The sequence below is a fragment of the candidate division KSB1 bacterium genome (genome assembly GCA_022562085.1).
Taxonomy (GTDB): Bacteria; Zhuqueibacterota; Zhuqueibacteria; order Oceanimicrobiales; family Oceanimicrobiaceae; genus Oceanimicrobium.
Map to the genome: position 1 here is coordinate 1 of JADFPY010000022.1, position 16,143 is coordinate 16,143.

19 protein-coding genes are annotated in these 16,143 nt (G+C 44.5%); all 19 read right to left on the reverse strand.

What is annotated here, in order from left to right:
* Nucleotides 1–729 (reverse strand): glycosyltransferase (locus IH879_03635; GenBank protein MCH7674024.1); only part of this gene is annotated, 729 nt, incomplete at its 3' end.
* 22 nt (nucleotides 730–751) lie between these two features.
* Nucleotides 752–1,387: a twin-arginine translocase subunit TatC gene (locus IH879_03640; GenBank protein ID MCH7674025.1), complete on the reverse strand. Its 636-nt coding sequence runs from the start codon at nucleotides 1,385–1,387 to the stop codon at nucleotides 752–754.
* A gap of 99 nt (nucleotides 1,388–1,486) precedes the next feature.
* Nucleotides 1,487–1,954, reverse strand: coding sequence for a transcriptional repressor NrdR (nrdR, locus tag IH879_03645; protein MCH7674026.1), 468 nt, complete (start codon nucleotides 1,952–1,954; stop codon nucleotides 1,487–1,489).
* Between the two features lie 2 nt (nucleotides 1,955–1,956).
* On the reverse strand, nucleotides 1,957–3,252 hold the full coding sequence (locus IH879_03650) for a serine hydroxymethyltransferase (GenBank protein ID MCH7674027.1): 1,296 nt from the start codon (nucleotides 3,250–3,252) through the stop codon (nucleotides 1,957–1,959).
* Nucleotides 3,253–3,313: 61 nt separating this feature from the next.
* A complete protein-coding gene (locus tag IH879_03655; GenBank protein ID MCH7674028.1) occupies nucleotides 3,314–4,588 on the reverse strand; it encodes a tetratricopeptide repeat protein in 1,275 nt (424 codons plus the stop codon).
* A gap of 138 nt (nucleotides 4,589–4,726) precedes the next feature.
* A complete protein-coding gene (locus IH879_03660) occupies nucleotides 4,727–5,836 on the reverse strand; it encodes a hypothetical protein (protein ID MCH7674029.1) in 1,110 nt (369 codons plus the stop codon).
* Nucleotides 5,837–5,962: 126 nt separating this feature from the next.
* Entirely contained in the window at nucleotides 5,963–7,219 is a 1,257-nt protein-coding gene (locus tag IH879_03665; GenBank protein MCH7674030.1) for a DNRLRE domain-containing protein, read from the reverse strand.
* A 27-nt stretch (nucleotides 7,220–7,246) separates the two neighbouring features.
* Nucleotides 7,247–8,494 carry an imidazolonepropionase gene (locus IH879_03670; protein ID MCH7674031.1) on the reverse strand — a complete coding sequence of 416 codons (1,248 nt, stop codon included), beginning with the start codon at nucleotides 8,492–8,494 and terminating at the stop codon, nucleotides 7,247–7,249.
* A gap of 20 nt (nucleotides 8,495–8,514) precedes the next feature.
* Nucleotides 8,515–10,170, reverse strand: coding sequence for a urocanate hydratase (hutU, locus tag IH879_03675; GenBank protein ID MCH7674032.1), 1,656 nt, complete (start codon nucleotides 10,168–10,170; stop codon nucleotides 8,515–8,517).
* Between the two features lie 97 nt (nucleotides 10,171–10,267).
* Nucleotides 10,268–10,723 (reverse strand): 50S ribosomal protein L17, encoded by a 456-nt coding sequence (gene rplQ, locus IH879_03680; GenBank protein MCH7674033.1) that lies wholly within the window; start codon nucleotides 10,721–10,723, stop codon nucleotides 10,268–10,270.
* Between the two features lie 18 nt (nucleotides 10,724–10,741).
* Nucleotides 10,742–11,728: a DNA-directed RNA polymerase subunit alpha gene (locus IH879_03685; protein ID MCH7674034.1), complete on the reverse strand. Its 987-nt coding sequence runs from the start codon at nucleotides 11,726–11,728 to the stop codon at nucleotides 10,742–10,744.
* 34 nt (nucleotides 11,729–11,762) lie between these two features.
* Complete coding sequence (gene rpsD, locus IH879_03690; GenBank protein MCH7674035.1) at nucleotides 11,763–12,392, reverse strand: 30S ribosomal protein S4; 630 nt, start codon at nucleotides 12,390–12,392, stop codon at nucleotides 11,763–11,765.
* Between the two features lie 26 nt (nucleotides 12,393–12,418).
* Nucleotides 12,419–12,808 (reverse strand): 30S ribosomal protein S11, encoded by a 390-nt coding sequence (gene rpsK / locus IH879_03695; protein ID MCH7674036.1) that lies wholly within the window; start codon nucleotides 12,806–12,808, stop codon nucleotides 12,419–12,421.
* A gap of 34 nt (nucleotides 12,809–12,842) precedes the next feature.
* Complete coding sequence (rpsM, locus tag IH879_03700) at nucleotides 12,843–13,211, reverse strand: 30S ribosomal protein S13 (protein MCH7674037.1); 369 nt, start codon at nucleotides 13,209–13,211, stop codon at nucleotides 12,843–12,845.
* Nucleotides 13,212–13,232: 21 nt separating this feature from the next.
* Complete coding sequence (rpmJ, locus tag IH879_03705) at nucleotides 13,233–13,346, reverse strand: 50S ribosomal protein L36 (protein ID MCH7674038.1); 114 nt, start codon at nucleotides 13,344–13,346, stop codon at nucleotides 13,233–13,235.
* An 8-nt stretch (nucleotides 13,347–13,354) separates the two neighbouring features.
* A complete protein-coding gene (gene infA / locus IH879_03710) occupies nucleotides 13,355–13,573 on the reverse strand; it encodes a translation initiation factor IF-1 (GenBank protein ID MCH7674039.1) in 219 nt (72 codons plus the stop codon).
* Nucleotides 13,573–14,322 (reverse strand): type I methionyl aminopeptidase, encoded by a 750-nt coding sequence (gene map / locus IH879_03715; protein MCH7674040.1) that lies wholly within the window; start codon nucleotides 14,320–14,322, stop codon nucleotides 13,573–13,575. The genes infA and map overlap by 1 nt, the downstream gene beginning before the upstream one ends.
* 33 nt (nucleotides 14,323–14,355) lie before the next feature.
* A complete protein-coding gene (gene secY / locus IH879_03720; GenBank protein MCH7674041.1) occupies nucleotides 14,356–15,696 on the reverse strand; it encodes a preprotein translocase subunit SecY in 1,341 nt (446 codons plus the stop codon).
* Complete coding sequence (gene rplO / locus IH879_03725) at nucleotides 15,693–16,133, reverse strand: 50S ribosomal protein L15 (GenBank protein ID MCH7674042.1); 441 nt, start codon at nucleotides 16,131–16,133, stop codon at nucleotides 15,693–15,695. Before rplO ends, secY begins: the two co-directional genes overlap by 4 nt.
* Nucleotides 16,134–16,143: the final 10 nt, after the last annotated feature.

The following is a 16,143-nucleotide window of genomic DNA, read 5'->3' on the forward strand; positions in this document are numbered from 1 at the left end:
ATCGAAAAAAGGACGGACCTCAACCGCCATCTCCAGTTCCTGATAAGTGCGCTGGACTGATTCCAGATCGTCTTTACCGGTCTGGTGAATAAAACGCAGCGGCAGCCCGCTCGCTCGCAACGGACGCAGAGCGTCCTGGACGGCTCGATTCAACTGGAGCGCTCCCCGGCTGCCGCCGAAAATCAAAATGGTATAGGGCGGCGAAAGCTTGCATGGAGGGACACAAAGAAACTCTTTTCGCACCGGACTGCCCGTCCGAACCGCCTTGGCGCCGAAGCGCTGCGCCGCCTCCTCAAAGGTGACAGCCGCGCGGGTGACAAACGGGGCCAGCAACCGGTTGGTCAAACCCGGCTCGGCGTTGGGCTCGAACACGACGGTGGGCCGCCTCGCCAAAGCAGCCTGCAACACAGCCGGACCGGCGGCGTACCCGCCGGTACCAAACACCACGTTGGGACGAAACTCGCGCATAATTCTCCGGCTTGACCACATGCTCCCCGGCAGCGAGGCCAGACTGCGCAACTTGGCCGAAAGCCCGACTCCTTTCCAGCCGCGCACCGGCAAGGTGCGCAGTTCAAAACCCGCTTCGGGCACCACACGAGCCTCCAGCCCGCGCGCCGTCCCGACAAAGAGAATCTCGGCCCGGCTGTCGCGCCGCCGCAACGCAGCGGCGACCGCCAACGCGGGAAACACATGCCCGCCGGTGCCTCCGCCCGCCATCATCACCTTCATTCCTTCACTCTCTTGAGCCTTCTTAATCCGCATGCTGGCTGATGTTGAGCAGCAAACCCATGCCAAGGAGCATTACCAGCACATCGCTGCCGCCGTAGCTGATAAACGGCAACGGGATGCCTTTCGTAGGCAACAACGCCAGCACCACGCTCATGTTGATTAAGGCCTGCCCGACTATCATCGTGGTTACGCCCACCGCCAGCAACCGGGAAAACAGGTCCGGTGCCCGGCTGGAAATCCGGAGCCCGCGCCAGGCGATGATCCCAAACAGAACCACCACCAGCAGAGCGCCCCACAAACCCAGTTCCTCGCCGACCACGGCATAGATAAAGTCGGTGTGGGCTTCGGGAAGATAAAAAAGTTTTTGCTGTCCCTGCATCAGACCGACGCCGGTCACGCCGCCCGACCCGACGGCCAAAATGGACTGAATCGCCTGGAAGCCGGCGCCTTGCGGGTCGGAGGTGGGATCCAAAAAGGCCTTCACCCGCTCCAGCCGGTACGGCTTCAACGCAATCAGAAACGCCAGCACCTGCTCTGAGAAAAAATAGACACCGATTGCACAGACAATAACGGTAACAATCGATTTAATCAATCGCCATCTAAGTTCCTCAAGATGGTCAAGAAACGGCATCTCTTTTTCTTTGGATTTCTCGGTCATTTAAATTAAACAGAATTAAACATAAAAAAACAGATAGCAACACCACTGGGCTAAGCTGGCGTCGAAACTATCTGCTCAATAAACTTCTTGTATCCCTTGTTATTGAGTATTTTTTCTCGGGTTCTTTAGTTCCTCAAGCTCACTTAAAAATTCTTCTTTAGCCTGGAAATTCCGATACACCGAAGCAAATCGAACGTAGGCCACTTCATCCAAATCCCGCAAGTAATTAATAATCAGCTCACCAATCTCTCTCGATTCAATTTCATCCTTTGATTGATCCCGAAGCTCGTTTTCAATTTTAGTCACAATTTCATCCAGTGTAGATGTAGGGACCGGACGCTTTGTACAGGCAATTTGCAAACTACGCTTCAGCTTTTCTTGATCATAGATCTCACGCCGACCATCGGATTTAGCAACCATAATTGGAGATTCTTCTACATGTTCTTTTGTCGTAAACCGACGAGCGCATTCTAAACATTCCCTTCTTCTTCTGACAACCCGACCTTCATTACTGGCTCGGGAGTCGATAACTTTACTATCTTCGTATTTGCAGAACGGACATTTCATATCTATTCATCCGCAATTGCATAAAGTGGAAAACGCAAACATAAATCAGCAACCTGATCTCGAACCGCTTTCAAAATTTTATTGTTATCCACATCAGATAAAATTTTATCTATTAAAAATGCAATTTCCTCCATTGCCTCCTCCTTCATTCCTCGGGATGTTAATGCCGGCGTGCCGATTCGAATCCCGCTGGTAACAAAAGGGCTTTGGGTGTCAAATGGAACCATATTTTTATTTACGGTGATCCAGGCTTTCTCCAAGAATTCCTCAGCCTGTTTACCGGTAAGATCCCTGTTTCGCAAATCGACTAACATGACGTGTGTATCGGTACCGCCCGAAACGATATTATATCCCAAATCTACAAGTTTATTTGACAAGGCTTTGGCATTCCGAATGATCTGCTGGGCATAATCTCTAAAGCTGGGTTCCAGGATCTCTTTAAAAGCAACCGCTTTTGCAGCGATAATATGCATAAGCGGCCCCCCTTGAAATCCCGGAAAAACATTTGAATCAACAACTTCTGACCAGAGTTTGACGCGGCCTTTGGGGGTTTTGATACCCAAATCATTTTCGCCATTCTTGCCAATTAGAATCATTCCGCCTCTTGGTCCACGCAAAGTCTTGTGCGTGGTCGTAGTCACAATGTGACAATGTTCAATTGGGCTCGGGATTAATCCAGCGGCAATCAAGCCAGCGGGATGTGCCATATCGGCTATCACGTAAGCTCCAACTTTGTCAGCGATTTCACGGAACCCTTTGTAGTCAATCTCACGGCCATAAGCGCTAGCGCCGGCAATGATTAATTTTGGTTTCTCCTTTTCAGCAACAGCTGCAACGCCATCCAAATCGATGTAGCCGGTTTTCTCATTGACTCCGTAGGAAACAACTTTAAAAATTCTACCGGAGAAATTAACCGGGCTGCCGTGGGTAAGGTGCCCCCCGTGAGCTAAATCCATACCCAGAATTTTATCGCCCGGATTTAGAATGGAAAAATAAGCAGCAATATTTGCTTGTGAGCCGGAATGAGGTTGGACGTTGGCGTGATCGGCTTTGAAAATTTTTTTTGCTCGATCTCTGGCGAGATCTTCTGCCACATCAACAAATTCACAGCCCCCGTAGTAACGTTTTTGAGGATACCCTTCGGCGTATTTGTTGGTCATCACCTGGCCGGCAGCTTCCAGGACTGCCAAGCTAACGAAGTTTTCTGAAGCGATTAATTCGAGTTTATTGTTTTGACGCTTGGTTTCATCTAAAATAGCTCTATATAATTCCGGATCTGCCCGTTTTAAGTGATCCAAGTTTGAGTCCTCAAGTATTTCATTTTATGCCAACGAACGATAGAAATTAAAAAAAGAGCAACTAATAAATCCATTTATAACACTCACCTCTGGCTTTTTTCTGATTTTTATGCATAAACTTATCTTCCTGAGTGGGTAAAACTCCTTGTAGAAAACTTAAATGCCTTTCAGCATCCTGTCTAAATTCAAGGTCAGCTAAGGCTTTTTTATATTGACCGGAAGCAAGTTCATAAACCAATTTATCATTAAAATCCACCTTGCTATCCTTTTGATTGATACAACGTTCCGCAGATGCTTCATAAGCCTCACCCAAAGCTATCCAGCCCAGTCCGTAAGATTTATCAATGGCTAAGACTTTCCTGGCATAAGAGCGGGCGCTGACAAACCGGCCCAAATCTTTATAGCACCGGCTTATCTCAGCCATGACTTTCTTGTTATCCGGTTGAATTTGCATAATGGACTTAAACTGAGTTATCGCATCATTAGATTTATCCAACCTACTATAAGCATTTCCGACGTATTCCATTGCGGCTATGTCATTAGGGACCAAGGTCAAAAATTCATGGAAGCGCTCAATCGACTTTTCAAATTCTTCAACCTGCTCGAAATATAGTTTCCCCAGGTCAAAACGTACCTGACTATCCTGAGGATCCCGCTCTCTGATTTTTTCTTTTTCAGCAATGAGCGCATCTATATCGCCGCTCCTGCTAATCAAAGCAGTTTTCTTTTGCTGAGCCTCCATATTGTTGGGGTCGATGGCGAGGATTTTGTCATAAGCAGCAATCGCATCTTCATCCTGCTCTAACTTTACATAAAGTGAAGCAAGCTGATTCCAATCATCTACAGACTCGGGCTTTTGCTCCACAACTTTTTTATATCGCTCAACGGCTTCTTCTGTGAGCCCCCGGTTTGACAAGAGATACCCAAGCATCTGATGTAAATAAGTATATTCCGGATATTTTTCAGCACCTAACTCAAAAATAACCTGGGCGCTATCCGGGTCACCGCCATTCAAGTAACTATTGCCCAAATAGCGATAGGTTTTTGCCCCAAATTTATTTATTGTGTCAAGCTTGGCTACGTTCCAAAAATGTTTTTTTGAGCTGTCGTATTGTTTGTTCTTATAATTCTCGAATCCGAAACTCCAACTTTTTAATAACTCAAATTCGTATTTTTTTCTGGCAGCTTCAGCGTCAACTTCGCTGTTATTTTTTCCTTTCTTTTTCTTCCTTTGAGCAAAAGAATCCTCCACTGTGGCAGTAGCCCCCAATACTAAAATCAAAATCAACCCAACACAGTTTATTAATTTATTGGTGATCCAATTTTCTTTTCTCACTTTCAATACCTCCGCGTATTTTGTAATTTCAAGCTTTTATCAAAAAAAAAATGTTTCGAATTAGGAGGAACGTCAACACCTTAAGTGAAAACTTTAAGAAAAAATTGCTTAAAATGCAAGTGAATTGTTACAATTAATTTATCGCCGGCGCAGAAACCACTTTTCACCGACTGTAATGCTGCCGGTGAAACGGATTACATTTTCACGAAACGGGTTCTGTGAGGAGGAGCCTCGTCTGCCTGTCTCCAATGCCAGATCTAGACGGCCCGCACTCCATTTGATTGGCAAGCCTAAACCGATTGTGGCAAAAATTTCGGTTACTTTTTCACCGACTGGCTCCTCTAAGCCCAAAATTTTATAGTAAATACCTGCTCTCACCGCCATTCTACTAAAATATGAATCTCTAAAAGAGCCTCTTCCCGAATACTCTAGTCCGAGTGCAATTCTTTGACTATCGTTATTAAATTGACTGTCATTATTGAAGCCTTCATTACTAACTTCACTCCATTGTTCTTTGTAGTAATCAATCCCGACCAACAGTTTTCGCCCTAGACCAAAGGAGGTACCGACTCCAAACGCCAAAGGTAATTCAATATCACTCGTAGAAACATTTGGAAACTCCGCAACACTCAAGTTAAGTGAGTTGTCTGCATTTAAAGTAACTCCGGGTGTAAGAACGCCGGCTAAACTCCAATTCGACAAAATTTTGAAGATAACTCCCAGTCTGACATTTAACCCGGTAACGCTTTGGCTCAGTTCAGCTTGAGTATCTAAAAAATCGGGCGAAGTAAAATCGACACGCTGAATATTTCTTAGAAGTCCAAAATAAAAAAGTCCGGTTGCACCTAAATAGAGTCTATTAAACGGCCTGATAGATAGGCTGAGGAACCCTGTGCTCAAGCCCCCGTCATATGAAACGGTCTCCAAGCGGGGGTTTCCATCAGATAAAATTTCATCTGTGAATGAAACTTCAATAGAACTATACGGATTGAGCCCTAGTGAAACAGCGACTCTATTCTGTTTAAGAGGTATCACAAATTGCACCCCCGAAACATTGGTATCTGTAATTGAAGCCTCCTGTGAAGAATTTTTTAGATCGGCCACAGAATGCCGAAAGTTACCCGAAATAGTGCTAAGAGGCAAGGCACTCAAACTTGCGGGATTCAAAAAGCTTACAGTTAAGGCATCTGTCAAAGCGAGACCCACACCTCCCATGCCAGTACTCCGGCCGCTAACAAAATAGCTCACAAGTCCGATTCCTTGTGAAGAGTAGAATGACTGTGCCTTGAGGGAATTAAGGTTAGTGCCAAAAATTAGAAGCACTAAGAAAACTATACTTTTACTTTTATTACATAGCATTGATTTTCTCATTTTTTAAGGAATTTTCGGAGAGGTTGTGAAATCAATTTGCAATCTTGCGCTTGCTGCAGAGTCCATTGCAGTAGACCGAAACGCGACCCTGGCTACGTCCAGACCCGGAGTTGCCGATCTGATTAAAAAGCCGTTATTATCAATTCGATTATTAACCCATAATTGAATAAGGCTTCTTATTGGAATTGTAACCGTGGTCATATCTCTGGTAATGAGTGGAATTACAAGAGGATCTACTGAGATAGTGCCAAGCTCAACTGACTCAGGTGACTCAAACGGTGTATCTAAACTAATCATTTGAAGTATGAATGGATCTTCACCTATGATGGAATTATCCCGGTCCAGAGTAAGTATCAAATCAGCTCTATTGATCGTAGCCAGGCTGTCAATATCGGACAAATCAAATTTAACCACGGTTTGTCGGCTGAATACATTATCAACATATAACCGTCCCGCTGGCGGCTCTATCAAACTGCTGAACAAATAGGCGTCAGCAGTAACGGGTATAAATAAAGTATCTTTCTCAGTACCGTCAAGAATCTCAAGGTCTAGCGTTGGTAATGGTTGCGTGAGAGCATCTTTTGAATAGAATTCTTTAATAAAAAGACTTTGACCCAGATCGAAGTTAACGAGAAAGCCAAAGTTCTCCGAAGTAGTGTCTGCCCAGCTCTTCACTAAATCAACACCTTCCGAATTCAAAGAAAATCGAACAGTTTCAATCCTGGTCAAATTGGAATCAAGCGCAGTGCCTGCAACAGACAGGATTTCAGCACTCGCTATTGCGTTGGCATCGAAGGAGTTGGCAAAATTATCCTCTGTTACTTTCCCCTCCTCCCAATCTTCTCTCACCGCATGAATACGCGCCATAAAGGATGATTTGTTTCGGTTATCCCCCAGGAGCTCCCTGGTTCGGATTGAAATAGTAGCATTTGTAATCGTGACTGTGTCGGGTATGTTTTCAAATTTCAGCAAAATATTGGTCTCGATATTCTTAAAAGCGCCAAGGAGCAGCAAGGGTGCATTCCCTGTAGCAACAAGCGTGTCTGAAAAAGTCTCTTCGATTTCCAAAGTGGTTATTAGCGTATGACCAACTACTCCCTTGTCGTTTGGATCGAATCCATCGTCTTTACTAAAACCCTGGATCGATTTATCACTCCCGCAACTCGTTAAGCAGATTAGGTATAGAACAACAATCGGTAGGAAAAAATTTATGCAGCCGCTCTTTTTTTTGCTTAATTTAAATGTCTTAAACCTATTCATAAAACCGCTTTCCATTAATACCTCGAATCAGTTTTCACAAACTATTTTTCCTGATTTCACAACAGCCTTAATTAAATTTACACCAAAATGGTAAGGTATATAACTCAGATTTGGAACATCCCAAATCACCATATCAGCTTTTTTTCCTACTTCCAAAGACCCTAATAAGTTCCCGCAATTTATGGCTAAAGCAGCGTGATATGTGGCTGCGGTGAGCGCTTCTGTGGGTTTGAGCTTTAGCTTTAAACAAGCCAAAGTTAATATCAGGGGCATCGATTCGCTCATACATGTGCCCGGGTTAAAATCCGTTGCTATTGCAATTGGCAGTCCTACCTCATGCATCCTGCTCGCTTGGGCATATTTTTCTTTACCCAGAAAGAAAACAGCGCCTGGTAACAGCACCGGCACAACCTTATGAGTTACCATCTTCTCCCAGTCATCTTCATCTGTGTATTCCAGGTGATCGGCCGAAGTTGCTTCTAATTCTGCAGCCAGGGCAGTGCCGCCATTTCGGGTAAGTTGGTCCGCATGTATTTTTAAATTGAATCCCATGTCTTTGGCAGCGCCTAAAATTTTTCTCGAATCCTCAACCGTGAACACATGAGACTCGCAGAAAATGTCACAAAATTCAGCCAGGTTTCTTTCTTTAACCTCAGGCATCATTTCATTAATGACCAGATCGATATAGCCATCTTTGTTGCCGCGGTACTCATCTGGGATTTCATGTGCTCCCAAGAATGTCGGCACCAGGTCCAGGGGATGTCGCTGGTTTAATTCATTAATAACTTCGAGTGATTTGATTTCATCTTCAATGGTCAGGCCGTAGCCGCTTTTTGCCTCAATTGTTGTGGTGCCGTATTCGAGGAATCTATCCAAACGTGGCAGTACTTTCTCGACCAGCTCTTCTTTGGAAGTGTTGCGAAGACTGCGAACACTCGACCGAATGCCGCCGCCCGCCAAAGCGATCTCTTCGTAACTTTTGCCACTAATGCGCATTTCAAACTCATTTTCCCGCGTCTCTCCAAAAATTGGATGGGTGTGGCTGTCGACGAAACCGGGCGTGACAATTTTCCCGGATGCATCGATTATTTCAACACCTTCCCCTATTTCGACCTGAAAATCAAGCTCCGCAGTCTTACCGACAAAAACAATTTTGCCCTCATAGGCTGCTAAAGCTCCATTTTTTATTGTCTTAAAACCCGCTGGTTTAAAGCCTTCATTTGCAAGTGGGGTGGCAATTTCAGCGCAGTTCTTTATGATGAAGTCAGCTTGCAATCTTCAATTCGCTTGAATTATTATTTCATCATCGGCACGTTAATACCTTTTTCTGTTGCCGTTTTAACCGCCTTTTCATAACCTGCATCAACGTGCCGGGCAACGCCAATTCCCGGATCGTTGGTCAAAACGCGCTCTAAACGCTCGGCAGCGTCTTTGGTGCCGTCGGCAACAATCACCTGTCCCGCGTGAATGGAATTGCCAATGCCAACCCCGCCGCCGTGGTGCACCGAAACCCAAGTCGCCCCGGAAGCGGTATTTAACAGAGCGTTTAAGATCGGCCAATCTGCGATGGCATCCGAGCCGTCCTTCATGCCTTCGGTTTCGCGGTTGGGAGATGCAACCGAACCGCAATCAAGATGATCCCTGCCAATGACGATCGGCGCTTTAATCTCGCCTTTTGCAACCAGTTCGTTAATTGCCAGGCCGAACTTAGCGCGCTCGCCGTAACCGAGCCAGCAAATTCTTGCAGGCAATCCTTGAAATGCAATCCTTTCTCTTGCCATTTTTATCCAGCGGGCAAGCGACTTGTCCTCCGGGAAAAGCTTTAAAACAATTTCATCGGTTTTAAAAATATCTTCTGCATCACCCGAAAGCGCCGCCCATCGGAAGGGGCCTTTACCTTCACAGAAAAGTGGTCTGATATAAGCGGGTACAAATCCCGGGAAATCAAAGGCATTTTTAAGTCCTGCTTTTAACGCCTGACCGCGTATATTATTTCCGTAATCAAATGTCACTGCGCCCATATTTTGCAGCTTCAGCATGGCCTCTACATGAGTCACCATCGAATTGTAGCTTCTTTTAATATACTCCTGCGGATCTGATTCACGCAAACGAAGCGCTTCGTCATAAGGTATTCCGGCCGGCACATAGCCGGTCAATTCATCATGTGCCGAAGTTTGGTCGGTTAACAAATCAGGAATAACCCCACGTTTGACCAGCTCTGGAAGTACCTCTGCGCAGTTGCCCAACAAAGCAACTGAGACGGCCTCTTGTTTTTCTTTTGCATCCTGAACAATTTGTAGTGCCTCAGACAAATTATTCGTTTTTTTATCGCAATAGTGAGTCTGAATCCTGCGCTCGATTCTGTGTACATCGACTTCGACGCCCAGAAAAACAGCGCCGTTCATAGTTGCTGCCAATGGTTGAGCGCCTCCCATTCCGCCTAAGCCACCCGAAACAACCAACTTACCTTTCAAATCCCCCCTGAAATGCTTTTTAGCAGCGGCAGCAAAAGTTTCATAAGTACCCTGCAGGATTCCCTGCGTTCCTATATAAATCCAGCTTCCAGCGGTCATCTGGCCGTACATGATCAGTCCCTTATCTTCCAGGTCACGAAAGTACTCGGAAGTGGCCCAGGCCGGCACCAGGAGTGAATTGGCGATAATGACTCTCGGGGAGTAAGGATGCGTCCTAAAAACCCCAACCGGTTTGCCGGATTGAATGAGCAACGTTTCATCATTCTCGAGATTTTGCAGTGACTTGACAATTTGATGGTAGCAGTCCCAGTTTCGAGCTGCCCGGCCAGTGCCGCCATAAATAATTAAGTTCTCAGGATCTTCGGCAACGTCGGGATCCAAATTGTTCATCAACATTCGCATGGCTGCTTCTTGTGCCCATCCTTTGCAGGTGAGCCCATTGCCTCGTGGCGCTCGGATTGCTTTACTTTTTCTCAAAACACTTTAGTTCGTTTTAAATAAATAAAAAAACCGACTGCTAACCCATCAATCGGCTTTAAATTTCCATAAAGAAAAACATTACTTTACTTGGAAATTACTCTTCAGCTTCAGTCTCTTCTTTCTCAGATGTTTGTTTCTCTTTTTTCTTGGTCTTCCCTTCTTCCTTCGACTTATGCTTTTCCATCAGAACCCCTTCATAACCAACCAGCTCCAAAAGTGCTATTTCCGCACCGTCGCCTTTGCGGCGGCCAAGCCTGATGATCCGTGTGTATCCGCCATCTCGTTCTTTATATGTCGGAGCAATCTCATCGAAAAGATTTTTAACAACTCTCTTGTCGTGAATCGTCTTTAAGACCTGCCTGCGATCAGCCAAAGTTCCACGTTTAGCAAAAGTGATGATGCGATCGACGGTTTTTCTAACGGCTTTTGCTTTAGCTATAGTCGTCTTTACTTGCTTATGCTCAAACAAAGACGTGGCTACATTAGAGTAGAGAGCTTTTCTGTGTGCTGCGGTTCTATTTAATTTAGCGTTTACTTTTTTGTGCCGCATTATCGATATTTCCAGTAATTATTCAGTGTCACCTTTGAGATATTTTTCAGTGTCAAATCCGAAGTGAAGCCCTTTCTCCTCTAAAATCTTGGTTAACTCCTGCAGCGACTTCCTGCCAAAGTTTCTAAACTTGAGCATCTCAGGTTCATCTCTTTTTACCAGATCCCCAATCGTCTTGATATTGGCAGCCATCAAACAATTGTATGAGCGAACGGATAATTCAAGTTCATCGACCGGCATCTTTAAAAGTTTGCGAATTTGCAGAACTTCTTCGTCAACCTCAACGGGTTCTTCTTCTTCAGGCTCAATGTCGAAGTTAATAAAAAGTTGAATATGATCCTTCAAAATCTTTGCCGCATAAGTCAAAGCGTCATCAGGAGTTATGCTGCTATCCGTTTCAACTTCGAGTATCAGCTTTTCGTAATCCGTTCTGTCGCCGACACGGGTATTTTCTACTTTATAAGAGACTTTTTTGATGGGTGTATAAATTGCATCGATTGGAATAGAGCCAATCGGCTGATCCGGTTGTTTGTTCTTCTCAGCCGGCACGTAACCGTGACCGCGAGAGATTCTAAACTCAATGTCAAAATTTGCATCTTTATTTAGAGTAGCTATGTGTCTGCCGGGGTTTAAAATTTCAAACTCCGTGGTTCCATTCTGGATATCACCCGCTATAAAGTCACGCGGTCCCTGCAGATGAACCATAAATTTTTCAGGACGTTTTGTCATTAATTTAAATCTAACTTCTTTCAAATTCAAAATCATTTCTGCAACATCTTCCACTACCCCCGGAATCGTAGAAAGCTCGTGCAGAACGCCATCAACCCGAATCATGGAGATTGCTGCACCTGGCAGGGAAGATAAAAGAATTCTTCGCAAAGAATTCCCGATTGTTACACCGAAACCTCGTTCCAAAGGTTGTAAAACAAACCTACCAAAAACATTCGAATAATTTGCCTCATCAATTTCAATACTTTCAGGCATCTGAAGATTAGGCCAATTCATATTTTTTATATTCTCCACTTATCCTTAAGTTCAACTATTTAGAATACAACTCTACAATCAAAGACTCATTAATTTCTAGTGGAATATCTGCTCTAGCAGGAATATTCATCAGGGTTCCAACCATACCGGCTTTGTCTAACTCTAACCACGGCAGTTGTTTATCTTCACGAATTTTTTTCATCGCGGCATGAATGGTTTCCAGTTTCTTGCTTTTATCCTTGACTTTCACTTCATCTCCCGCCTTCAAACTATAGGAGGGAATATCGACCAGCTTTCCGTTCACCATAAAATGGCGATGACGAACCAACTGGCGGGCAGATTTGCGCGACGGAGCAAAACCTAAACGATAGACAATATTATCGAGGCGCCGTTCCAGCAATTGCAGCAAATTTTCGCTTGTAATTCCTTTTTGTCGTTCTGCACTCTCAAAATAATTTCTGAATTGAGACTCCAAAACACCATAGATTCTGCGAACTTTTTGTTTAGCCCGCAATTGAATCCCATACTCGGACTGCTTAAAACGCCGGCGTGTTCCGTGCTGCCCCGGAGGATAAGCTTTTTTGTCCACCGGGCATTTCGGCGTCATACATTTCGCGCCTTTTAGAAACAGTTTTTCTTCTTCTCTTCTGCAAAGTTTACAAACAGGACCAATATATCTTGCCATTTATTTCTGCACCCTTATAAAAATGATTAAACACGTCTTCTTTTTGGCGGTCGACAGCCGTTGTGAGGAATTGGGGTCACATCCTTAATAGCTGTGATTTCCAATCCTGCAGCCTGCAGGGATCGCACTGCTGATTCTCTACCGGAACCCGGACCTTTTATCAAGACCTCGACGCGCTGAAGTCCCAGCTCCATAGCTTCTTTTGCAGCAGTTTCTGCAGAAAGCTGTGCAGCAAAAGGGGTACTCTTTCGTGACCCTTTAAAACCGATCTTCCCGGCCGATGCCCAGGAAATCACATTTCCGTATTGATCAGTTAGGGTCACAATTGTGTTGTTAAATGTTGCCTTAATATGAGCGACCCCATTGGATTCAACTCTTTCTTTCTTTTTACCTTTTTGTCTTTTTGGCGCTGCCATCTACACGGTTTCCTTTTAATATGAATTTATCACCTTATTTCTTTTTGCCGCCGACGGCAGCTCTTCTCCCTCTGCGAGTCCGGGCATTTGTGTGAGTCCGCTGTCCGCGTGACGGCAGGCTCCGACGGTGCCTCAAGCCACGGTAACACCCAATATCCATAAGCCGCTTGATGTTCATTGTAACTTCGGTTCTCAAAGCACCTTCAACTTTGTAGTCCTTGGTAACGATGTTTCGAATTTTGGTTACGTCTTCAGTAGATAAATCCTTTACCCGGATATCCCCATCTACCTTGGCCTGCCCCAGAATTTTCTGTGCGCTTGATAGGCCGATACCATAAATATATGTCAACCCAATTTCTACTCGTTTATCTTTGGGTAAATCTACTCCAGAAATTCTAGCCAAAACATTCCTCCTCAAACATTCTTAACCCTGCCGCTGCTTATGCCGGGGGTTTTTGCAAATGACAATTACCCGACCTTTTCTGCGAATAATCTTGCAATTGTCACAAATCTTTTTCAACGAAGACCGAACTTTCATTCGTTACCTCATTTGTATCTATATGTAATTCTACCCCTGCTTAAATCGTAAGGCGAAAGCTCTAGAGTTACTTTGTCGCCGGGAAGAATCTTAATAAAATGCATTCTCATTTTGCCTGAAATGTGCGCCAGGACTTTATGGCCATTCTCCAACTCAACCCTGAATGTAGCGTTGGGCAAAGTTTCAGTTATGGTACCGTCTACTTTAATTGGCGCTTCTTTAGCCATCAGTCATAGGGAGTCAAAATTTCAGGTCCATTATTTGAGACGGCTACCGTGTATTCAAAATGCGCTGATGGAGAGCCATCCGCGGTCACAACCGTCCAATTATCGTTTAACGTTTCTACTTCATAATCTCCAAAATTAACCATCGGCTCGATGGCCAAAACCATACCCTCCCTCAACCTTGGTCCCGAATTACGAGAGCCAAAATTTGGAACTTGCGGGTCTTCATGAAGCTTCCTGCCAATACCGTGGCCGACCAATTCTCGCACTATCGAAAAATTCGCACCCTCAACAATAGTTTGAATTCTATGAGAAATATTGGATAACCTGGCGCCACAATTGGCTTCTTTTACACCTTCATCCAAAGATTGTTTGGTTATACTCATCAGGCGCTTTTTTTCTGGTGAAATCTCGCCTACTGCAAAAGTCTTTGCGCTGTCGCCGAAAAAACCTTCACATTCCACTCCAATATCGATGCTGACTATTTCACCGTCCTTAAGTATTTTTTCTCCTGGAATCCCATGAACAACTTCATCTTCTACTGAAATGCATGAACTCGCAGGAAAACCTCTATATCCTTTAAATGCGGGTCTTGCTCCCTTTGACTTTATAAACTTTTCTATTTGTCTATCTAAAAAACCGGTTTCGACGCCAGGCTCAATCAATTTTTCAACCAAATCAAACGCGGCTAAAACTACCCGGCAACTATTCCTAATTAACTCAATTTCCCGCTGACTACGTATATGAATCATTTTGGGTTTTCACATCAAACGCAGAACTAAAAATTACATTCGACGCCTTCCCCTTATTTTGCTGCTTCCTTTCATGAAGCCATCATAATGACGCATCATTAGGTGTGATTCAAGTTGTTGCAAAGTATCCAAAGCCACACCAACAATAATCAAGAGAGATGTGCCTCCGTAAAAAGAAGCAAAGTTAAACGACATATTAGGTACAAATCTGGTAATAATATACGGAAAAACCGCTATTACCGCCAGGCAGATAGAACCCGGAAGTGTAATTCTTGTTAAAATATTGTCGATGAACTCAGCGGTCTTTTTACCGGGTCTCACGCCGGGGATAAATCCGCCGCTTTTTTTCATATTATCAGCTACGTCCACCGGATTGAAAGCGATAGCAGTATAAAAGTAAGTAAAAAAAATAATCATGGTTCCGTAAATAATCCAGTAAACCATTGACTGAAAATCAAAATATCTTGAAACAGTATTCATGAAATCGCTGTTGGGAAAAAACTGCAACACAGTCTGGGGCACGAACATAATCGACTGAGCAAAGATGATTGGCATAACACCCGCCGTATTCACTCTTAGTGGGATATGGGTGCTTTGTCCGCCATATATTTTCCGGCCGACAACCCTCTTAGCATATTGAACCGGAATTTTGCGCGTCCCCTGAGTCAAAGCAACAACCGCAGCGATAGTAACAACCATCAACCCAAACAAAACAACTTCTGCTATTAAGCCGCGATTTCCACTGCTGAGCTGCTGATACTCATCCAGCAGCGCATTCGGAAAGGTAGCAATAATCCCAATAAAAATAATCAAGGAGATACCGTTACCAATGCCACGCTCTGTAATTTGTTCTCCAAGCCACATGATCAAAATCGTCCCGGCGCCCAATGTTATCATAGTTAATAGTCTAAAAGACCAGTCGGGGTCGGGAACAACCGGGATACCGGAACTGGTCTTGATACTTGCCAGAAACACGCTCACGCCATAAGCTTGCATAGTGGATATCAGCACAGTACCGTAGCGCGTGTATTGAGTGATTTTCTTTCGGCCTTCTTCCCCCTCTTTTTGAAGCTTCTGGAAATAAGGTACAACAGCGCCCAGGAGTTGAATTATAATAGACGCCGAAATATATGGCATAATCCCTAAAGCAAAAACAGTCGCACGTTTAAACGCCCCTCCTGCGAATAAATCGTAAAGACTGAGGAGTCCCCGGCCCTGGCTGGCTTCATTGAAAAAAGCCAGGAGAGCCTCGCTGTTTATGCCCGGCACGGGAATGTGACCCCCAATGCGATAAACAATGAGAATCAACAAGGTAAAGATGATTCTCTGCTTTAACTCAGGAATTTTAAAAATACTTTGGAACCCCTGCATCATAATACGACTACTTTCCCTCCGGACTTCTCAATTTTTTCTTTTGCAGAAGCGCTAAAAGCATGCGCAGAAACATCCATCGCTTTTTTTAGATCCCCTTCTCCCAATATTTTTACAGGGATGTTTTTTTTGTTAATCACACCCGAGTCAAAAAGGACTTCAGGAGTAATTGCCTGAGCTTTCTTAACTCTGTCTAAATCTTTTAAATTAACAATTTGAAATTGTTTTTTGAAAATGTTGGTAAAACCGCGCTTAGGAACCCGACGCTGCAAAGGCATCTGACCGCCTTCAAACCACGGCCGAATTTTTGAGCCGGAACGCGATCTTTGACCCTTATGTCCCTTTCCAGCTGTCTTTCCTGAGCCGGAACCCTGTCCCCTGCCAATTCTCTTTTTCTTCTTGACTGAACCCGGGGCATACTTTAACGAACCTAAATCCATCTTTCCCTCG